The sequence below is a fragment of the Gracilimonas qinghaiensis genome (genome assembly GCF_046602855.1).
GTDB lineage: Bacteria > Bacteroidota > Rhodothermia > Balneolales > Balneolaceae > Gracilimonas.
Map to the genome: position 1 here is coordinate 155,822 of NZ_JBKINJ010000001.1, position 20,356 is coordinate 176,177.

Annotated in this window: 17 protein-coding genes and 1 riboswitch; of the genes, 3 read left to right on the forward strand and 14 right to left on the reverse strand. The window is 43.0% G+C overall.

Annotated elements, in window-relative coordinates; translation table 11 throughout:
• Positions 1–9: 9 nt before the first annotated feature.
• From murD to ACKGJO_RS00730, 8 genes are all read right to left on the reverse strand, one after another.
• Positions 10–1,449: a UDP-N-acetylmuramoyl-L-alanine--D-glutamate ligase gene (gene murD, locus ACKGJO_RS00695; protein ID WP_411321476.1), complete on the reverse strand. Its 1,440-nt coding sequence runs from the start codon at positions 1,447–1,449 to the stop codon at positions 10–12.
• Positions 1,362–2,498, reverse strand: coding sequence for a phospho-N-acetylmuramoyl-pentapeptide-transferase (gene mraY, locus ACKGJO_RS00700; protein ID WP_411321477.1), 1,137 nt, complete (start codon positions 2,496–2,498; stop codon positions 1,362–1,364). Before mraY ends, murD begins: the two co-directional genes overlap by 88 nt.
• The gene (locus tag ACKGJO_RS00705) at positions 2,498–3,958 is read right to left on the reverse strand and encodes a UDP-N-acetylmuramoyl-L-alanyl-D-glutamate--2,6-diaminopimelate ligase (protein ID WP_411321478.1); all 1,461 of its coding nucleotides are present in this window, start codon (positions 3,956–3,958) and stop codon (positions 2,498–2,500) included. Before ACKGJO_RS00705 ends, mraY begins: the two co-directional genes overlap by 1 nt.
• Entirely contained in the window at positions 3,959–6,130 is a 2,172-nt protein-coding gene (locus ACKGJO_RS00710; RefSeq protein WP_411321479.1) for a penicillin-binding transpeptidase domain-containing protein, read from the reverse strand.
• 7 nt (positions 6,131–6,137) lie between these two features.
• Entirely contained in the window at positions 6,138–6,551 is a 414-nt protein-coding gene (locus tag ACKGJO_RS00715; protein ID WP_411321480.1) for a hypothetical protein, read from the reverse strand.
• Between the two features lie 5 nt (positions 6,552–6,556).
• Positions 6,557–7,501 carry a 16S rRNA (cytosine(1402)-N(4))-methyltransferase RsmH gene (gene rsmH / locus ACKGJO_RS00720; RefSeq protein WP_411321481.1) on the reverse strand — a complete coding sequence of 315 codons (945 nt, stop codon included), beginning with the start codon at positions 7,499–7,501 and terminating at the stop codon, positions 6,557–6,559.
• The gene (gene mraZ / locus ACKGJO_RS00725; RefSeq protein ID WP_411321482.1) at positions 7,476–7,943 is read right to left on the reverse strand and encodes a division/cell wall cluster transcriptional repressor MraZ; all 468 of its coding nucleotides are present in this window, start codon (positions 7,941–7,943) and stop codon (positions 7,476–7,478) included. Before mraZ ends, rsmH begins: the two co-directional genes overlap by 26 nt.
• Before the next feature lie 352 nt (positions 7,944–8,295).
• Positions 8,296–9,444 (reverse strand): DmpA family aminopeptidase, encoded by a 1,149-nt coding sequence (locus ACKGJO_RS00730; protein WP_411321483.1) that lies wholly within the window; start codon positions 9,442–9,444, stop codon positions 8,296–8,298.
• 48 nt (positions 9,445–9,492) lie between these two features.
• Between ACKGJO_RS00730 and ACKGJO_RS00735 the strand changes: the two genes are divergently transcribed.
• On the forward strand, positions 9,493–10,173 hold the full coding sequence (locus ACKGJO_RS00735) for a transposase (RefSeq protein WP_411321484.1): 681 nt from the start codon (positions 9,493–9,495) through the stop codon (positions 10,171–10,173).
• Between the two features lie 35 nt (positions 10,174–10,208).
• On the opposite strand, the gene ACKGJO_RS00740 is transcribed toward ACKGJO_RS00735, so the two are convergent.
• The 5 genes from ACKGJO_RS00740 to mutS form a co-directional block, all read right to left on the reverse strand.
• Positions 10,209–11,297: a homoserine dehydrogenase family protein gene (locus ACKGJO_RS00740; protein ID WP_411321485.1), complete on the reverse strand. Its 1,089-nt coding sequence runs from the start codon at positions 11,295–11,297 to the stop codon at positions 10,209–10,211.
• Positions 11,294–12,343: a homoserine O-acetyltransferase MetX gene (gene metX / locus ACKGJO_RS00745; RefSeq protein WP_411321486.1), complete on the reverse strand. Its 1,050-nt coding sequence runs from the start codon at positions 12,341–12,343 to the stop codon at positions 11,294–11,296. The genes ACKGJO_RS00740 and metX overlap by 4 nt, the downstream gene beginning before the upstream one ends.
• A gap of 70 nt (positions 12,344–12,413) precedes the next feature.
• Positions 12,414–13,742, reverse strand: a complete 1,329-nt coding sequence (locus tag ACKGJO_RS00750; RefSeq protein ID WP_411321487.1) for an O-acetylhomoserine aminocarboxypropyltransferase/cysteine synthase family protein — start codon at positions 13,740–13,742, stop codon at positions 12,414–12,416.
• A gap of 151 nt (positions 13,743–13,893) precedes the next feature.
• Positions 13,894–14,032: riboswitch (SAM riboswitch) on the reverse strand.
• Positions 14,033–14,373: 341 nt separating this feature from the next.
• Complete coding sequence (gene era, locus ACKGJO_RS00755) at positions 14,374–15,264, reverse strand: GTPase Era (protein WP_411321488.1); 891 nt, start codon at positions 15,262–15,264, stop codon at positions 14,374–14,376.
• A gap of 119 nt (positions 15,265–15,383) precedes the next feature.
• Complete coding sequence (gene mutS, locus ACKGJO_RS00760; protein ID WP_411321489.1) at positions 15,384–18,023, reverse strand: DNA mismatch repair protein MutS; 2,640 nt, start codon at positions 18,021–18,023, stop codon at positions 15,384–15,386.
• Positions 18,024–18,204: 181 nt separating this feature from the next.
• Between mutS and ACKGJO_RS00765 the strand changes: the two genes are divergently transcribed.
• A complete protein-coding gene (locus ACKGJO_RS00765) occupies positions 18,205–19,113 on the forward strand; it encodes a YihY/virulence factor BrkB family protein (protein WP_411321490.1) in 909 nt (302 codons plus the stop codon).
• The gene (locus tag ACKGJO_RS00770) at positions 19,113–19,718 is read left to right on the forward strand and encodes a DNA-3-methyladenine glycosylase (protein WP_411321491.1); all 606 of its coding nucleotides are present in this window, start codon (positions 19,113–19,115) and stop codon (positions 19,716–19,718) included. The genes ACKGJO_RS00765 and ACKGJO_RS00770 overlap by 1 nt, the downstream gene beginning before the upstream one ends.
• A 59-nt stretch (positions 19,719–19,777) precedes the next feature.
• Here ACKGJO_RS00770 and ACKGJO_RS00775 read toward each other — a convergent pair whose 3' ends face one another.
• Positions 19,778–20,287: a DUF4168 domain-containing protein gene (locus ACKGJO_RS00775; protein WP_411321492.1), complete on the reverse strand. Its 510-nt coding sequence runs from the start codon at positions 20,285–20,287 to the stop codon at positions 19,778–19,780.
• Between the last annotated feature and the right edge of the window lie 69 nt (positions 20,288–20,356).

Genomic DNA, 20,356 nt, shown 5'->3' on the forward strand with positions numbered 1-20,356 from the left:
TATTCTGTTTTACAGTTTGTTTACTTCTTCTTTAAAGATCTTTCCGCGATGTTCGTAACTGTCAAACATGTCGAATGAAGCACATGCCGGGCTCAGTAATACCACTTCACCTTTTTTAGCGCCTTTATTGGCTGCTCTGACTGCTCCACCCATGGTTTCAACCCGCACAAAATTCGGGACTACTTTTCCAAGTTGTTCTTCAATTCGATCTTTTGATTCACCTATGGCAATAATAGTGTGGACTTTCTCCTTGATCTGTGGAACCAGTTCAGAATAATCATTGCCTTTGTCGCGACCACCTAAGATCAAAGTCAGGGGAACATGAAAGCTATCCAGGGCAAACCAGACGGCATTTACGTTGGTAGCTTTGCTATCATTGATGTATTTAACACCATCCACTTTTCGAGCCAGCTCAAGTCTGTGCTCAACACCGGTGAATGAGCGAAGGCTTTCTCTGATAGCGTCGTTTTTGATCTCAGCTGCTCGTGCAGCGAGTGCGGTAGCTAGACCATTACTGAGGTTATGTTGACCTCTTAGTCCGATTTCTTCTACTGGCATAAGTGACTCTTCTTTATTATTAAATTTGAAGATGATATGATCGTTGCGAACAAAGGCTCCTTCAGGTACCTCATTCTTATATGAAAAAGCCCATAATTCAGGCGTGGCTTGTTTTTTCTTTAGGGTTTCAACATGTTTTTGAATGATCGCGTCATCATAGTTAAAGATGAACCGGTCGTTTTCCGTCTGATTTTCGGTGATCCTGAACTTTGAGGCTGCGTAGGCATCAAGGTCGTTGTTATAGCGGTTTAGGTGATCAGGAGTGATGTTTAGGATCAGGCTTACATCCGGTTTGAAAGTGGATATGTGATCCAGCTGAAAACTGCTGACCTCCAACAATTGATCGCCCGATGCAGACTCAGCAACATCAGAAAATGCTATTCCAATATTACCGGATAAATGATGATCTCGCTTGGCTAAATTCCATAAATGATCTAGCCAGTTAGCCACCGTAGTCTTTCCATTGCTTCCGGTCACAGCCACAATTCTGGCATCAGTGAACCAGCTTGCTACTTCAATCTCAGAATAGACGTCTTTATCACTGTTAAGATAGTGCTGGACGATAGGGGATTCAGTCGGTACTCCTGGACTGACGACTGCAAAGTCAGCCTGTTTGGCTTTTTCAGTGTGTCCATTCTCTTCAAAGGGAATTTCGGCTGATTGAAGTTTTGACTTGAACTCCTTGTTGATCAAACCATAGTCTGATACAAAGACATCCGCAGCTTTCCTCTTCAAAAGAAGAGCCACAGCAATACCGCTTTTTGCGGCACCGATCACGATGATATGTTTGTTCTTAACGTCTCTCATCGGATCTTGAGGGTTAACAGACTTAGAATTCCCAATAAAATGGTGATGATCCAAAAACGAACTACGATCTTTTGCTCCGGCCATCCTTTTTTTTCATAATGATGGTGGATCGGCGTCATCAAAAAGACCCTCTTACCTTCACCGTATTTTCGTTTCGTATATTTGAAATAGGTGGTTTGAATGATCACAGAAAGTGTTTCAAAAAAGAAGATCCCGCATATGAATGGCAGCAATAATTCTTTGTGAAGCATCAAACCTAGTGCCCCGAATGCCCCACCAAGTGCCAGAGATCCGGTATCCCCCATAAAAACAGAGGCTGGGTTGGTATTATACCACAGGAACCCAATGCAGGCTCCGATCAATGATGCAGTAAAAATAGTTAGCTCACCGGCACCCGGTAAATACATGATGTCTAGAAAACCGGAGAAATCAACGCGACCGGATACATAGGCAAAAATAGCAAATACAATACCGCAGATAGCAGAGGTTCCGGCAGCGAGTCCGTCAAGTCCGTCAGTTAGATTCGTAGCATTGCTTACTGCGGCAATTATAAATACAGCCACCGTTAGATAAATGATCCACCCAATGGTATCACCGAAAAAGGCGTAATCAATGTTAACGTTTTTCAGGAATGGAACCGTGGTTAGTGAATTGAATGACTCAAAATCCGGGTGGAAATAGAGGGTGGCACCGACGATCAGTCCTACAAAAACCTGTCCGGCGATCTTGAACCATCCTGCCAGACCACTTTTATCTTTTTTGACCACTTTGATGTAATCATCAATGAATCCTACACCGCCCAATGTCAAAGTCACAAAAACGATCAGCCAGCTGTAAATACTGTCTAGTCGTGCCCAAAGAATGGTTGGTATCACAATAGCAAGAATAATGATAACTCCACCCATAGTGGGCGTTGACCCTTTGGCCAGGTGATGGTCAAGCCCGATATCGTCACGTATGACTTCTTTAAGCTGAAGTTTACTCAGCCAGCTAATGATCTTTTTACCTATGAAAAGACTAATAAGCAATGAAGTGATAGCTGCCAGGGCAGTCCGGGTTGAGATAAAGGCAATAGCACCGGTTCCGGGAACGTCATAAGTACTATCAAGCCATGTAAATAGTTCGTACAGCATTATCCGCCTCCCTCAACTTTAAGTTTTAGAAGTTCAGCTGCTATCTCTCGATCATCAAAATGATGGCGTTCACCGTTTATTTCTTGATAATCCTCGTGTCCTTTTCCTGCAATGAGAATGATCTCGTTACTTTCGGCTTCCTGAATGGCTCTTTTAATGGCATCTTTGCGGTTAGTCACGCTTGAAACCTTATCAAGTTTTTCAAATCCTGCGATAATATCCGCAATGATCACATCCGGATTTTCAGTTCTTGGATTATCACTTGTAACGAACACCTTATCGGCAAATAGTTCGGATATCTTGGCCATCTCTGGACGTTTGGAAGAATCTCTGTCGCCACCGGCGCCAAATACTACTGTAAGGTTTTGTGAAGCGTCTTTAACAGCAGAAAGCGTGGATAGAACATTTTGTAATGCATCAGGTGTATGAGCATAATCCACAATAACGAGTGGGTTTTGATCTCCGGAACCGCTAACGGTTTCCATTCTTCCGGGTGCACCTTTAGCTTTTGACAGGGCCTTGACGATCTCTTTAGGATCAAGACCCAAAGCTTTGCATATATAATAAACTTCACCAAGATTGTAGGCGTTAAATTTGCCTACCAGTGGACTTTCAATTTTCTCGCCATCAATGATGATCGAAATACCATTGGCAGTATTTTCAAGTATGTAAGCCTTATCGTTATTGAAACTCAGTTCGATCTTTTCGGCTTTACATCTGTCGAGCATGTAAGCTCCATATTTGTCATCCGCGTTTACTACAGCATAAGATTCCTCACTCAGCGTATCGAAGAGCCTGCGTTTGGCCTTAGCATATTCATTAAGTGTTTCGTGATAGTCTAAGTGATCGTGACTCAAATTCGTGAAAGCAGCAACTTTGAAGGCTACTCCGGCAACCCGATATTGATCAAGTGCATGAGATGAGACTTCCATAACTAGGTATTCAGACCCTGCTTCAACCATTTTCAGCATGTCGTTTGCAAGCTCTATAGGATCTGAAGTCGTCAGTTTACTATCAAACTCGTCATCTAATATTCGTTTACTGACTGTACCGAGCAAGGAGGCATTTCTGTTACAGTGCCTAAGCACCTGATAAACCAAAGTCGCAGTTGTTGTTTTACCATTGGTACCGGTTATACCGATTACCTGCAGCTTCTCGGCCGGATTGCCAGCAAATTCCTGGGCAATTACTCCGGTTAATTTTTTGGTGTTTTCTACTTCTATCACACAAACATCTTCATTTGTATAAAATGAATCTTCACAGATCACAACCGTTGCGCCTCGCTCAATAGCATCTTCAATGAACATGTGCCCATCGACCCTTGTACCTCTTACGGCAACAAAGACGGAATTGTCTTTAGCATCCCGTGAATCCAGCACAAGTGGTCCTAACTCAATACCATAGTTGGCATTGGTTACATGCAGTGGGTCACAAATTTCTATGAGTCGTTTTAAGGTCAACTATCTTTTGCTTACTTCAGTTAATGTTTCGAGTGATTTTGCTTTTCCGCGTATAGTTACGGTATATCCTTTTCTGAGCCATTCACCTGTTCGCGGATATTGTGCAAATATGGTTCCTGAACCGATGATTTCAGTTTTTAAGCCCAGGTCGGCAAGAAGATTCGTAGCTTTTCTCATGTTCATACCTCTAAGATCCGGTATCTCGGAAAAGCCTTCTTTTATAGTCTCACTTTCAGCTTCAGTAAATGTTTCTGACAATGTGAGGGAGATCTTATCACCGGCATTAAGCTCTGTTCCTGCTTCCGGCAATTGCTCAGTCACATATCCGGTTTTACCTTTAAATTCGTATTGGATATTCAGTTCCTTCAGAAGAACTTTAGCCTCGTTGTTAGATAGTCCCTTTAAATAAGGTGCGCGTACTGCAAGAGGATTTTCTTGTTCACCTTTATTCATGGTTCGCTGTATGTTGTTATCCAAACCGGCAATGCGAAGAGCTATATTCTTAAAAATTGGTGCAGCTGTAAATCCGCCGTATCCACTGGTTCTTGGCTCATCTAAAAGGATAAAAGCCACATATTGAGGGTCATCGGCCGGGAAAAAGCCTACAAACGAACCCCGGTAGTTATTTGTGTATCGGCCATTTACCACTTTTTTGGCAGTTCCGGTTTTGCCGGCAATTCTGAGTCCATCAACTTGAGCAAGATCTCCGGTTCCTGAGTCTGCAACCACACTTTCAAATATTGGCATGAGTTTTTCTAGAGTTGATCTCTTAGCAATTCTTCTAATTTCGGTAGGTTTATGATCCATAACAGCCTTGCCGTTTTTATCTTCAATTCTTTCTACCAGATAAGGTCTCATCATCATGCCATTGTTAGCGAAAGCTGCATAAGCCTGAGCAATCTGAAGAGGGGTGGTCTGGATCTCATAACCATGCGACATCCACGGCAGGGTAACTAAACTCCAATCATAGGGTTTTGCCAGACTGCCTTGAACTTCACCGATCAGGTCGATATTGGTTTCTGTTCCAAAACCCATATTCCTGGCATATTGATAAAATACTTCTGGCTTCATGCGCATAGCGATTTCGGCGGTCGCGACATTAGAAGACTTTTGGATGACTTCCTCAAAGGTCAGATCACCTAACGGGTCGTGATCCCTTAATATGAGGTCGTGAATGATGATTTCACCATTTTCCGGTGTTTCAAAAATTTCATTAAAATCAACAACACCTTGTTCAACGGCTGCAACAGCGGTGACCAGCTTAAAGGTTGAACCCGGTTCGATCATATCACTGATGGCAAAATTACGGCGGTTCTCGTCATCAGAACTGGCCGGATAGTTTGGGTCATAGGTTGGATAATTCGCCATGGCCTTGATGGCACCGGTTTTAGGGTCAATAATAATTCCGGTACCGTAGTTTGCCAGGTGCTTTTTAACACCGGCCTTCAGCTCATCTTCCAGAATAGCCTGAATATAGGCGTCAATAGTTGTGTGGAGTGAATAACCGTCTTTCGGTAATTTCTTGGGAGCACCCACATATTCAAAGATTCGGTTGAAAGGATCACGGCGAACCTGCCGAAGGCCGTCTTCACCCTTCAATTCCTCATTGTAGAAAGCTTCCAAGCCAATACGCCCGTTAGTTTCATGGTTTACAAAACCTAGTATGTGAGAAGCAAGGGGCCCAAATGTATATTTTCTTCGATAATTCTCTTCCAGGATCACACCTTTAATGTCTAGAGACTTTATCTCATCCTTTATAATGACCGATAGGTTGTCTTCAAGAACAATATATCGTGACTGCGGTGGAGCACTATTGATCTTATTTCTATAGTGAGCGGAACTTTTGCCCGTTAAGGAGGCTAGTTTGTTTATCAGAATGTTTTCAAGTTTCTTTGGTACGCCAATTCCTCCATCAAAAGGTACTTTGGGGTCATAAGCGAGCCGGTAATCCACGGCATTTGTGGCAAGTAGTGTTCCGTTCACATCGTAGATATTTCCTCGCTGAGCGGGAATGGGGATCTGATCAATGGCCTGTTTGCTCCAAAGAGCACGCAACTCTTCTCCCTCTAAATAATTGACGCGAATAAGCTGAAAGCCCAAAGCACAGGGTATAAGGAGAACAAACCCTAAAATGATAAACATTCGGCTCAGTATGGCGGTGCGCTCGTCCATTGTATCCCTACTCCTTTATGACAATGACTTTATTTGCCGGCCCGCCATTGATAAATCCCTGAGCTTCGGCCTTTTCGTAGATATCTGCAGGGCCAACCATGCGATCATATTGTAATTTAAGCTCATCAAATTGAGCTCGTGATCGGTTATACTCTGCTTCCAAAAACTGAACTTCCTCGAGTAGCCTTTGAGTGGCAAAAACATGGGTCAGGTAAGCAAAACCTATAACACCAATGACGATACTACCCAGAATGATCTTCCAGGGTTTTAATTTTGGGATACTGACTTTACTTTTAACCTTGTTGTAACCGGATCGTTTATTACTTGGCGTTGGTCCCGATTTTCCATTACCTGAAGGCCTTTCTACCTTACGCAGGTTTGGCCTCACATCATGTTTCTTAAGTGGTGATTGTACCATCATAATGCTTACCTCTCAACCTTTTCTGCTACCCTGAGTTTAGCACTCCGGGATGCTGAATTTTGTTCAATTTCTTTTTTGGATGGAGTGATAATCTCATTATTTACAGGTTTGATGGGAGATATGGGATTACCATAGAAATCTTTTTCAACCTTCCCTTTAAAATTACCTGCTTTAAAGAAACGTTTTACAATACGGTCTTCCAGTGAGTGATAGGAGATCGCCACAATGCGTCCGCCGGGTTTTAAAACCTCAAGAGATTGCTCCAATACATTTTCAAGCATCTCCAGTTCACGGTTAACTTCAATCCGTATTCCCTGAAACACCCGAGCCAGTGATTTTACTTCATATCTTTTGTTTACTACAGAAGAAACTACCTTTTGTAATTCTCCGGTCGTCTCAATGGGGCGGGCTTCAATTATTGCTCGTGCAATCTTTCTGCTTTGCTTTTCTTCACCGTAATGGAAAATGATATCGCGCAGCTTTTCATAATCGTATTCATTGACCACCTGATAAGCAGAAACTCCGGATAGGTTGCCCATACGCATATCAAGTGGACCGTCTTTCTGAAAGCTGAAGCCACGTTCGGGTTCTTTTATCTGGTGAGTGGAAACGCCTAGATCTAAAAGGATTCCGGCTATCTGACTGTGGGTATGGGGAGGTAGGATAGTTGTCAGATAGCCAAAATTGCCTTTTATGGGGATAAAACGGTGGTCGTCGCCAATATTTTTTGATGCAGCTTCAAGAGCTTCATCGTCCTGGTCGATGCCGTATAGCCGTCCGTTTTCACCAAGCTTGTTGAGTATTTCTTTTGCATGACCGCCACCGCCTAAGGTGCCGTCTATATATATGCCATCAGTGTCAGTGACAAGTGCCTCTACTGATTCATGAAGCAGGACCGGAATATGTTCTATATATGAGGTCATATCATACACCATCACTTTCCGGTTCATTTCCCATTACTTGTTCAAAAATTTCTTCAAAGGCATCATCATCCAAAGCTGAATCAATTTCTTCCAGTTTCTCAGGATCCCATACCTCTATATATTCGCCCATTCCCAGAAATACGGCTTTGCCATTAATGGCTGCATATTCCATCAGATCAGAAGGTAGGGCAACGCGATTTTGTTTGTCTAAGGAAACATCCTCAGCATATCGCAGAAAGTTTCTTTTAGCTAAACGACCCTTTTTTGTGAAGTTATTGATGCGGGATAGTTTAGCTTCGACATTTTCCCATTCGTCTTCGGGATATAAATAAAGACAGGGTTCTTGTCCACGTACCACGGTGAAGCGTTCTTGTGCAGCAGGATTGAGAGATTTGCGTAACTTTGCAGGAAAGGCTACTCGGCCCTTGGCATCTATACTATGCTCGTATTGTCCTTTGAAACTTGGCACGATATCCCGCGTGTTTTAGATTGCTATATAACTGTACAGAGATAAGTCCCCACTATCTCCCACTTCACCCCACAATGTACCCTAAAGAGCCACAATGTGTCAAGACCTTTTCTATAATTCTTTTAAATAGGTTTAAAATTGATAAAACAGAGGGCGAAAATTAATTTGAGGAAAGAATAAAGAGCCTTTCTCTATATAAAGAAGGCTGATTTTAAGGCTGAAGTCGGGTTACTTGGCAGGTGAGAATGAATAGTGGGAGAGAGTGGTAGAATTTTTGATTCACACATACAGTTTCACGGATAAAGTTAAACTTGTGCTAAAATTTTGATCAAATTCTATGCGTTTTTACTGCTTAATTTTGAAGTAATTTGTACTTCTTCATGATTTGGAGAACATCCTCGACAGGCAGTGCTTTTTGGGTATGTCCGCGATCACCGGTTACAGTGGTGGCCATGAACAAAGAATTGAGAATAGCTTCCTCTGTAGCTTCAACGGCAGCAAGGAATAATGGGGTTGTAGCAGAGTTGTTTAACTCGGTGTAATTTTGGGTTGAACCGGATGTTCCTGTATTGACTCTGACGTCCTCACTTGTTGAAAAAGCGATCACATAATCACCGCTTCCGTTACTGGCAGAACCACCTACTCTGGAAATACCCAAAAGTGCACGTTTTGCCAATCGTTTTAAATTGCGGGATAGAAGGGGAGCATCGGTGGCCACAATGATCATGACTGAGCCATCCACGTCATAGGGAACATCACTCGCCATGTAGTGATTTTCAAGTTCTTCACCTACAGGTGCCCCATCAATAGTAAGGACTCCACCAAAATTTGACTGAACCAAAACACCTACAGTATAACCTCCGAATTTTTCAGGCAGGGTGCGAGAAGATGTTCCCATTCCACCTTTGTATCCAAGTGCTGAGGTTCCGGTTCCGGCACCCACGCTGCCTTCTTCCACAGGTCCGCCTTTTGCATCTTCAATGGCATCGAACACATGCTGATTGTTTATGTTTCTACCCCTGATGTCATTTAGCCAGCCGTCATTGGTTTCACCTACTACAGGATTTACAGATCGGACATTTTCATTTCCGGGTTGCTGAAGCATATAATCCGTGATTCCATTGGCTACCGTGTGAATGCTAAGTGTGTTGGTCAATCCGATTGGTGTTTCGAGTTCCCCCAGTTCCTCAACCTGTGTGAAACCCAATGCCTTTCCAAAGCCATTCCCAACATACCCGGCTGCCGGCACACGAGATGTGAACAGGTCTCCATCATGAGGTAAGACCATGGTTACTCCGGTTCGAATATTATCATCTTCAATAATAGTCCGGTGACCAACCATAACACCCTCAACATCTGTTATGGCATTCAATGGACCCGGCGTCAATATTCCCGGATTGATACCAAGGTCTCGAGCCCGCTGACGTTCCTGAGAATTAGCGGTTTGAGAGATCAGGAGTGAAATTAAAACGATTGAAAAAAGTCGGGTAAAATTGCGCATAAGATCTTTTCTGTTATTTTAAAAGAAGGTCGTTTCAAAAAAAGAGATATGCAAAATAAGGGGTTCAGAAAATACAGGTCAGAGACTGTTCGGTTAAAATCCTGGGATTATGGATGGAATGGCGTCTATTTTGTCACGATCTGCACCCACAACAGGAAATGTTATTTTGGTGAGGTGGTTAGAAATTTACCTGATAATGTTGACAGTGACAATAACATAGAGACGCAAAACCTTAAGTCTTTACGTTCAAATCCGGGTGCAACAAACGGTTCAAACCAAAATGCCAAAATGGATTTATCAAATATTGGTTTGATTGCCGAAACCTGTTGGTTAAATATTCCGGAACATTTCCCATTTGTTAAATTGGGCGAATTTGTGATCATGCCAAACCACGTACATGGTATTATAATAATTGATAAGGTTGATGATGGTAGAAGAAACACCGATATCAACCAGGCCGTAGAGACGCAAAATCTTGCGGCTCTACGGCCTGGTAAACGAAAATCGTTGAATAAATTTGGTCCCCAATCCAGAAATTTAGCATCTATTATTCGTGGTTTTAAAATTGGGGTTACCAAAAATGCCCGTAAAATTAAGCCCGATTTCAAATGGCAACCGAAGTATCACGATCACATTGTCAGGGGTAGAAAAGACTATAACCAAATATCAGAATACATTCGAAATAATCCATCTAAATGGGCAAATGACAAATACCATAATCAAGAATGAATTTAAAATTTTGAATTTTTCATTTTAAATTATGCCTAAACTAACCCGCCTATATCAATAATATCCCCCAAAACACCTGCAGCGGTAACCTCTTTGCCGGCACCTGGACCTTGGATCACAATGGGAGAATCTGCATATCTTTTGGTGTAGATTTGTATCAGGTTATCCGTGCCTTTTAAATTCGACAACGGAGACTCTGTTTTCACTTCTTTTACGCCCACCGAAATTCCTTTAGGGGTGAATTCACCGACATAACGCAATTTGCGATTGTTGACCATAGCCTGAGCATTTCTGCTTTTCCAGTGTGAATCATAATCGGGAAGCTCTTGCAGAAATTTTTCAGTTGTGAGTGAAGCTAGATTTTCAGGAACCAAAGTATCGACCTGTATCTGGTCACGCTCGAAATTAAGGCCACTAACTCGTGCTAGTATCAAAAACTTTCGTGCAACGTCCTCCCCGGAAAGGTCATCCCGTGGATCGGGTTCTGAGTAGCCATTTATTTTTGCGTTTTGAACTGCCTGACTGAATGGAACACCGGCCTCAAGCTGATTAAATAAGAAGGTCATGGTTCCTGAAAGCACTCCGGATATTCGATTAATATCATCACCACTGTTTAGCAAGGTTTTGATGGTACTCACAACAGGCAAACCGGCACCAACTGCAGTCTCAAATCGATAAAATGATTTTCCGTTTGAAGATACCCGGTTGAGTTCATCATAATAGGGCTGCTCAAAAGTATTAGCTAATTTACTTGGAGTGGCTATATGCACACCATGGTGCAAGAGGTCAGTATAAACCTTTGCAGCTTTCTCACTTCCGGTAGCATCCACAAAGATCAGATCATTTTCAGGCCTTTCCTTTAATATGTCCGGAATAAAGTTCCAGTCCGTTTTTGCTCCGCAGCAAAGAGCAGTGGGATCTTCAAGCTGCTCAGCAACAGGATCCCAACAGGTGTATCGACTGTTGCAAAATCCAATGATCTCAAGTTCAAAATGAGGGTGATCCAATTCTCTGATCTGCTCAAGAAGGGTTCCGCCTACGGCTCCTATACCTGCCAGAAAAACGAAAAGCTTTTTCTTTTCTGGTTTGGTTTCCGGATTCATTTTTTTAAGTGCAAGTGTCATGATGAATGTGAAGTTTTGAGTGAGTGATAAAATGGTTTGAGTTGTGCGTTAAGCTGATCGAACTCGATCAGGAAGGCATCATGCCCAAAAGGTGAACTGAGTTCTGCAAGGGTGCTGTTTGGAATCAGATCAGCCAGTTCCCGTTGTTCATGAATAGGGTAGAGCCGGTCACTGTCAAACCCGACAATTAGTACAGGTTTTTTCAGATTCCCAAGCACCTCTTTATGACTGCCCCGGCCCCTAGATACATCGTGAGTATCCATTGCTTTGGATAGTGTGATGTATGTATTTGCATCGAAACGATCTCCCAGTTTCTTTCCCTGATAATGCAGATAGGATTCTACCTGAAAAATGTGCTTATCGGGGTGAATCTTACGGGAGAATTTTTCCTCGTAATTTTTTGCAGTGCGATAGGTGATCATCGCCATAGCTCGTGCGGCTGCCAAGCCTTTGAGTGGTGGTTCTTCAGGGTTATAAAATCCATTTTCCCAGTTTTGGTCAGCCTGAATGGCAAGTCGCTGTGCCTCGCTGATACCTATGGCCCATGGAGAGTGAGCTTTTCCCATCACAAATAAGGCGGCCGATTGAACTCTGTCATCCATAATAGCAAACTCAAGAGCCGTCATTCCCCCCATTGAACCACCTAAAACAAGTTCTATGCCCTGAATATCCCATTCATCAAGTAATAGTTGATGGAATGTGACTATGTCGCGGATTGTGATAGCCGGGAAATCACCCTGCCAGACTTTGTCCGTTTTTGGATTGATTGAAGTTGGTCCTGTTGATCCGTAGCAGCTTCCCGGTGAGTTCACACACAGGATGAATTGGTGGTCAGGATCAAGAATACCTGCTTCGTCAAACAATCCACTGAACCATTCATCGGCAGCTGCGTGTCCGGTTAAGGCATGACAGATCAGGATCACATTATCTTTGTTCTCGTTAAGCTTCCCCCAGCTTTTCCAGGCAATGTCAACTTCATCAAAGGTGTAGCCCGATTCTGTGGTCCAGCTTTTCTTAAGATTAGTGATGGTTATTCCTTCGTTCATATTTGCATAGTTTTGATAAAAAGCAGGCATGTATTTCCACCATGCCCACAATGAAGTACATGGTTTTGTTTTATGCCGGCACTTTAAGTTTGGCGAATGCTTTTTCAAAGTCCTCGATAATGTCATCGATATGTTCGATCCCAACCGATACCCGGATTAGGTCACCTTTCACTCCACTGGCTGTTTGTTCAGCCTCATTAAGCTGCTGATGAGTGGTAGAGGCCGGATGGATCACAAGTGTTTTGGCATCCCCGATATTGGCTACATGACTGGAAAGTTCTGTATTCTCTATAAACTCCCGGGCAGTATCGTATCCGCCTTTTACGCCAAAAGTGAAAACAGAACCAAACTGGTTATTTCTTAGATATTTTTTGGCCCGCTCATGGTAATCATGGTCAGGCAGCCCTGTGTAGTTTATCCATTCAACAGCATCCTGATCTTTTAGCCAGTGTGCAAGATTTAGGGCATTCTCGTTATGGCGTTCCACACGCAGCGATAGTGTTTCCAATCCCTGAAGCAGCAAGAAACTGTTGAAGGGGGATTGTGAGGGACCAAAATCGCGAAGGCCTTCAACCCGTGCCCGTATTGCGAACGCAATGTTTCCAAAGGGGCCGTCTTCTCCGAACACTTCCCAGAAGTTCAACCCGTGATAGGAAGGAGAGGGCTCACTTAATCCTGGAAATTTTCCATTCCCCCAATTAAAGTTACCCCCGTCAACGATCACCCCGCCGATTGAGGTACCATGACCGCCGATCCACTTGGTTGCAGAAGCCGTAACTATATTGGCTCCATGTTTGAGGGGCTGGACCAATGCTCCACCGGCGCCAAAGGTGTTATCAACAACAAGAGGGATACCGTGTTCATTGGCGAGAGCTGAGAGGCCTTCGAAATCAGCAATGTTTCCACGTGGATTGCCGATCGATTCTACATAGATCGCCTTGGTTTTTTCATTAATGTGTTTGGCATAAGCTTCAACGGTTTCTTCTTTTGCGAAGTAAACGTCGATACCAAGTCGTGGAAGGGAATTCTTAAACTGATTGTAGGTACCGCCGTAGAGGAATTGAGTGGATACAATGTTGTCGCCGGCATTGGCCAGATTCGTAATGGCTAGAAATTGGGCAGCCTGACCAGATGCTGTTGCCACCGCTGCCGTACCGCCTTCCAGGGCAGCCAATCGTTTTTCGAAGACATCTGTTGTTGGATTCATGATCCTCGTGTAGATGTTTCCGAATTCCCTCAGGGCGAAGAGATTGGCAGCATGTTCCGTGTCGTCAAAGTTATATGAGGTGGTTTGATAGATGGGCACGGCTCGGGACCCTGTAGCAGAATCAGGTTCCTGTCCGGCATGAAGCTGAAGGGTTTCAAACTTGTAGTCTCGTGTTTCTTTTTCGTTGCTCATGATAATGCGTTGTTTGAGTAAGTGTTATTTGTTTGTTTTGAATCTTCAAAACTGATGATCCTCCTCTGCGAGGCTCCATTTGAACAAACAAAAAGCCTCTTTCAGAGATGAATCCGAAAGAGGCTTTTCTTACAAAAACCGGGTCTTATCGAACTCATCTTTTCTACTACATAAATTTTTATGTAACAGACAGGATGTGGCACCTTTTCTCCTGCACATAAAAATTTATATGCGGGAAACGGTTGCCAAGGCTTCACAGGACCTGATCCCTCCACCTTTCGTAATGAGAATGCAACAGTATGTTTAAAGAACGTTAGAAATTATAGTCACTAAAAAAACCCTTTGAGTTATTTTCAAAAGGGCTTTGTCCGAAATCTTTTGTTTATACCATAGCCCTTATGTCTGCGCCTTGCACATACACATACAACACATGGTTGCATTAGGGAAAGTGATATTTTGTTGAAATAATTTCATTGTGTAAAACTACGGGGAGATTTTGGATGGTGCAAATAATTTTTTCGGGATATTACTGGAACTGTTTTGAATTGAGTTTAGGATGTTTTAAAACAGAAAAATATCAGCTCTTATCAATTAAAGTCCGCACGATCTGTGTCATCAGTATTCCATTTCGCTACTTTCCATATCCCAGGTTTCGAACCCAGCCTTCTTTCTCTCTCCATTTCTCCCGGACTTTTACGTGGAGCTCCAGATAGACCTGTTTGCCAATAAATTCTTCTATTGATTTCCGGGCTTCAATTCCCAGGTCCTTTATGGCTGAACCGCCTTTCCCGATCAGCATGCCTTTTTGGGATTTATGATTCACGATGATATCAGCGTGAATACGGTCAATATCAGGTTCAGCATCATAGGAAACTACTTCTACCGTACAGGAATAAGGTATCTCCTGATGAAATTGCAGAAATATCTGCTCACGGATCAGTTCAGAAACGAAGAACCGAACGGGATGTTCGCTGAGGTCTTCTTTGGGGTAGAAGGGAGGTCCCGGTAGCAACCCGGCACGAATTTCTTCCATTAGTTCTTCAACACCTGTTCCTGCCGTAGCTGATACATAGTGCACAGAACGGATCTTCATTTTGTCTTGAATGTCAGCGACCGAACGCTCTGCTTTTTCCTGATCGGCTACGTCCATTTTATTCACTACAAGATATACAGGCTTGTTGATGGACCTGATGAGTTCGATCACATCATCGGCCGGGTGTTTATCCATAGGGTCATGGATAAAAAGAATAACGTCTGCATCAGAACGAGCACGTTCCACAGTCTTCATCATGGCTTTTTGAAGCTCGTACTTTGGAGAGATCACTCCGGGCGTATCCAGAAAAACGATCTGTGTATCATCATCAGAATAGATACCCACGATCTGATGCCGTGTGGTTTGTGCCTTATGTGTGGTGATAGAGATCTTGGCCCCCAATATGTAATTCATCAAGGTTGACTTTCCCGCATTGGGTTTCCCGATGATGGCGACGTATCCGGATTTGTGTGGTTTGGTTTCAGGCATACCTAACTTTGAGTTTTTAAATTCTGGTGTTCAGGTGCGAGGGTGTTACAGTGCTAACGTGTTACGGCGTTTAAATAGAAAACCGTAACACATTAACAATCTCGCACATTGACACTACATTAATCCACTAATTTCTTAAGCTCTGTGATCATCATCAGCGCTTCAATAGGGGTCATGCGGTTTGGATCGGTGGCTTCCAGTTTATTCAATACAGTTTCAATTCTGGGATCCACGTGCGTTTGAAACATCGACATTTGTGATGTTTCAGACTGCTTTTCAACTTTTTCAGATAAATTCTTGGAAGCTTCTTTTTTGGAAGAGGCCTCTTTTTCGATCGCTCCGTTCTTGTTTGTGATATCCAGACTATGACTTTCCAGGTTCTTGAGGATCTCCTTGGCGCGCTCGATCACTACCTGGGGCAAACCGGCCATGTCGGCAACCTGAATTCCATAACTGTGATCAGCACCGCCCTGAATAAGTTTTCGGAGAAACACCACTTTGCCATTATGCTCTTTTACCTGAACATTGTAATTCCTGATCCTGTCATACATTTGCTCCAGTTCATTTAGCTCATGATAATGAGTCGCAAAGAGTGTTTTGGCAGCAACAGGGGCATGATTATGTAAATACTCTGCCAGCGACCATGCAATACTTAATCCATCAAAAGTTGAGGTGCCACGGCCTACTTCGTCCAAAAGGATGAGCGATCTAGGTGTAGCGTTATTCAGAATGTTTGCAGCCTCATTCATCTCCACCAAAAACGTACTTTCACCGGCTGCCAGGTTATCGGATGCGCCTACACGTGTAAAGATCTTATCGACCAGGCCGATGTTTGCAGACTGTGCCGGTACAAAACTTCCAACCTGTGCAAGCAAAACGATCAGTCCTGTCTGACGCAAGATGATACTTTTACCGGCCATATTTGGTCCGGTAATGATCAGTATTTGTTCATTCTCAGTATCAAGCTTGATGTCATTAGGGATGAATGGTTCACCCATGGGCAGTGATTTTTCAACCACGGGATGGCGGCCTTTTTTGATGTCGACCTCCTCATGATCACCCACTTCCGGTTTGGCATAATTGTTTCTGAATGCCACCTCTGCGAAACCTTGCAGGCAATCCAATTCAGCCACAGCTTGGGAGACTTGCTGAATTTCATCGGCAAAGTCAGCGACATAAAGTCTTATCTCTTCGAAAAGCTCATATTCCAGAGTTTTACTGCGTTCCTCAGCTGAAAGAACTTTTTCCTCAACTTCCTTTAATTCAGGAGTGATGTACCGCTCGGAATTTACCAGTGTCTGCTTTCGAATAAAGGTCTCAGGAACCTTGTCTTTGTGGGTGTTGGTAACCTCAATGTAGTAACCGAACACTTTGTTATAGCCGATCTTAAGCGATGAAATATTGTGCTTTTTAGCCAACTCATCCTTGATCTGAGCGATATACTTCTTACCATTTTTGGCGATATCACGCAGTTCATCGAGCTCTTCATTGAACTCATCTTCGATCATGCCTCCATCGCGTACACTTGCTGGCGGATCATCCTTAAGTGCGGTATTGATCCTTTCCTGAACCTCTATCAATAGCTTCAGTCGTCCTGATATAATTTCTAACTGTGGATCAACAACAGAGGCGACCTGACTTTTAAGTCTTGGTATCTGAGCAAGAGATAATTTAAGCTGAACGATGTCACGGGCATTGGTGCGACCCACACAGATACGGGAGATAAGACGTTCCATATCACCGATCTGCACCAATTCGTCTCTCAGAGTATTTCTGATCTCGTTATTCTCATACAACGTTTCAACAGCGTCGAGTCGCTGTTGTATAGGTTTGAGCCGTTTAAGCGGACGCATGATCCATCGCCTAAGTAGTCGCCCGCCCATGGCTGTACAAGTGTCATCAAGTATAGAGATCAGCGTACCCTCAGTTCCACCTTCCTGAATGCTTGCAGTCAGTTCTAAGTTTCGTTTGGTAGCTGCGTCCAGGCTCATGAATTCATTGCTTTCATAAGCATATAATCGGCGCAGGTGTCTTAAATAAGCTTTTTGTGTTTCCTGCATATAATGCATCAGAGCACCGGCCGCGACATGGGCGGTCTCGAGTTCTTCAACCCCAAAGCCTTTCAGTGAATGGGTTTCAAAATGTTTGGTAAGCAGGTCGTATCCATAATTTCCATCGTACACCCAATCCTCAATGTAAGTAATGTTATGATGGTTCAGAGAGTTGACCAGCTTGTTTTTCTTTTTTTGCTGAACAAGGATCTCTGAGGGCTGAATAGCTGCCAGAAGGTTATCAAGATTTTCTTCTCGAATGTGACTAAGTGCAAATTCCCCCGTGGAGATATCTGAAAACGAGACGCCTACAGTCGAACCATCCCAATGTAGGGATGCGATATAATTATTTCGCTTGTGATCCAGTAATTTTTCAGAGAGTGTTACACCCGGTGTTGTGATCTCAGTCACTTCGCGGGTCACAATTTTTCGCCCGGCTTTTTTAGCCTGTTCCGGATCTTCGGTTTGTTCACAAACGGCTACCTTATATCCTTTCTTAACCAATTTAGGGAGGTAATTATCGAGGGCATGGTATGGAAAGCCGGCAAGGGGGGTTTGATCACCACCGTTATTTCTTTTGGTAAGTGTAATTCCAAGTTCCTTGCTGATCAGTTGGGCGTCGTCGGAAAAGGTTTCATAGAAGTCACCAACCCGGAAGAGCAGTATGGTTCCCGGATGTTCGTCCTTGATCTGAAAATATTGCCGCATAAGCGGCGTTTGCTTTTTCTTAGCACACATGCACTCAAAATAGGTCTTTAGGGCTGATAGATTGCTGATTATTGAACACGGAACTTACCAATGAATTGACTGAAAAACTAAGGTATAAATGTAGCTTGTAATTGATTGGCTATCCTGCGAATTTTAACTGTTAATTAATTAATGGAAGGATTTGCGAAAACAAAAGGAATTTGGAAAGCGGGTATTAAAGCTGGCTGCCAAAAAGGATATTTTTTTTAATGCCTCAGCTATCACATTTAATCTGTTTATTTGTGCCGTCCCGTTTGTCTTGATTCTGATCTCTATTATCGGGTATGTGTTATCTGCAGAAGAAGCGTTTAACGAGATCGTAAGATATGGAAGGGAGTTTTTCCCGAGCTTTACCTATGAGACCCAAAGTGAGGATGTTTTTAGAGGGGCAATAACAGTTGAGACCTTGATCGAACCATTGGTAGGGGCTCGTCAGATATTTGGAATTGTTGGTATTGTAGTATTACTCTTCTTTACTCAGGGGTTGCTGCATAGCCTGAAACACGTACTATTCGATACTTTCGACATTAAAGAGAGAAAGCATCCGATCATGGATGTCATCTATAATTTCTTTGGTTTTAGCCTGATCGGTGTTTTGTTTTTGGTATTCAGTCTTGCAGTTTCCACCATCTCACTATTTAACCTGAGCAGGATAAACGTTCCATTTACTGAAATTACTATTGAATTGCCCTGGATCTACGATTTTCTAAACATCTTTTTGCCAATTGCGTTGGCTTTCCTTCTTATGTATGTGATCTTCAGGTTTGTGAGTGAGCGGAAGATCAAACCAAAGGTAGCTCTTATTGCCGCACTGACCTACACCATCTTGTTTGAAGTAGCAAAGTACGGTGTTAGTATGTATCTGGAATATGCTTTTTCGACTTATCGGTACTTTTATCAGGGATACGCAGTGCTTATTATTTTATCGATTTGGACCTTCTATACAGCGTTGCTTTTTGTGATCAGTGCTATTGCCGGCAGAGCGTATAAAGATGTATATATGCTGAATAAACCATCCATTGAAGAAAACCCATATACTGCAATTTCATAATGTCCAAGAAGCTGCCACGAACTTTTTATGAACGTGATGAGGTTGTTCAGATCAGTCGTGAGCTGATCGGAAAATTTCTGTGTACTAATATCAATGGTATCCAAACTGCCGGAATGATCGTGGAAACGGAGGCGTACAACGGGCGTACTGATCGTGCCTGCCATGCTTTCCCGGATGTCAGAACCTCGAGAACGGAAACTCTCTACGGACCGCCGGGAAAAGCATATGTTTACCTTTGCTATGGTATTCATCACCTTTTTAATGTGGTGACAAATTCTGAGGGGTTGGCAGATGCTATCCTAGTAAGAGCAATAAAACCGATATCCGGGATTGATGAAATGCTGGAGAGAAGAAATAAAAATAAAGTAGAGGCAACTGTTAGCAACGGACCAGGTAAACTTTCACAGGCTTTGGGAATAAACACGAGACATGACAAGAAAGATCTGCAAAGTAATGAGATCTGGATCGAAGACAGAAATATTGAGATCGTAGAAAATCAGATTATTTCAGGGACACGAATAGGCGTGGATTATGCCGGGGAAGATGCTAAGCTGCCATGGAGATTTTGCCTTAAAGACTCAAAATGGATAAGCAAAAAAGTATAGACATAAAAAAACCCGATGGAGGTCATCGGGTTAAAGTCTTTTAAATAAAGAGGAAAAGATCAGTTTCCGTCACCTTCATCTTCTTGACCATTGATAGCTTCAAAACGTTCTGCAACTTCAGGATGTGCCTGAATTGCCTGAGCTACTTGTTGAAAAGTTTGAAGGTCCATTCCGGCTTCTTGTATAGCCTGCATATATTGCTGCTGGGCTTCCTGATTGATCTGCATCAATTGAGGCTGAACCTGTTGAATAGTTTGCTGTTCTTCTTCAGAAAGATCGAGTTGTCCAGCCATCTGTGGGTTTTGCTGAGACATCATGATCTCCTCAAAACGAGAATACTCCATACTTGTTTCTTCGATGGTAGCTTGCATTTTTTGTTGTGCCTCTTGCTGAATTCCCTCGCCTGCTTTAGTTATTTCGGAAAGCATAACCAATTGCTCATCCGTAACTTCATCAGGACCTAACGGTTCAGGTTGAGGAGGAGTCATTTGTTGTTGAGCAAAAGCTGTTGCCGAAACAAATATAGCTCCGAGAATTAATGTGGTACTGTATTTCAAAAAAGTTTTCATGTTGTTGTTTAATTAAATAAATGATTTGGTAGAATTAACTAACGTGCTTTTCTATACTAATGCAAACTG

What these genes read in the sequence shown, in the direction of transcription:
- murD (WP_411321476.1), bottom strand. Translation starts at nt 1,449, where the DNA reads ATGGCCGGAGCAAAAGATCGTAGTTCGTTTTTGGATCATCACCATTTT.
- mraY (WP_411321477.1), bottom strand. Translation starts at nt 2,498, where the DNA reads ATGCTGTACGAACTATTTACATGGCTTGATAGTACTTATGACGTTCCC.
- ACKGJO_RS00710 (WP_411321479.1), bottom strand. Translation starts at nt 6,130, where the DNA reads ATGGACGAGCGCACCGCCATACTGAGCCGAATGTTTATCATTTTAGGG.
- ACKGJO_RS00715 (WP_411321480.1), bottom strand. Translation starts at nt 6,551, where the DNA reads ATGATGGTACAATCACCACTTAAGAAACATGATGTGAGGCCAAACCTG.
- rsmH (WP_411321481.1), bottom strand. Translation starts at nt 7,501, where the DNA reads ATGAACCGGAAAGTGATGGTGTATGATATGACCTCATATATAGAACAT.
- ACKGJO_RS00730 (WP_411321483.1), bottom strand. Translation starts at nt 9,444, where the DNA reads ATGCGCAATTTTACCCGACTTTTTTCAATCGTTTTAATTTCACTCCTG.
- ACKGJO_RS00735 (WP_411321484.1), top strand. Translation starts at nt 9,493, where the DNA reads ATGCAAAATAAGGGGTTCAGAAAATACAGGTCAGAGACTGTTCGGTTA.
- ACKGJO_RS00740 (WP_411321485.1), bottom strand. Translation starts at nt 11,297, where the DNA reads ATGACACTTGCACTTAAAAAAATGAATCCGGAAACCAAACCAGAAAAG.
- metX (WP_411321486.1), bottom strand. Translation starts at nt 12,343, where the DNA reads ATGAACGAAGGAATAACCATCACTAATCTTAAGAAAAGCTGGACCACA.
- ACKGJO_RS00750 (WP_411321487.1), bottom strand. Translation starts at nt 13,742, where the DNA reads ATGAGCAACGAAAAAGAAACACGAGACTACAAGTTTGAAACCCTTCAG.
- era (WP_411321488.1), bottom strand. Translation starts at nt 15,264, where the DNA reads ATGCCTGAAACCAAACCACACAAATCCGGATACGTCGCCATCATCGGG.
- mutS (WP_411321489.1), bottom strand. Translation starts at nt 18,023, where the DNA reads ATGCGGCAATATTTTCAGATCAAGGACGAACATCCGGGAACCATACTG.
- ACKGJO_RS00770 (WP_411321491.1), top strand. Translation starts at nt 19,113, where the DNA reads ATGTCCAAGAAGCTGCCACGAACTTTTTATGAACGTGATGAGGTTGTT.
- ACKGJO_RS00775 (WP_411321492.1), bottom strand. Translation starts at nt 20,287, where the DNA reads ATGAAAACTTTTTTGAAATACAGTACCACATTAATTCTCGGAGCTATA.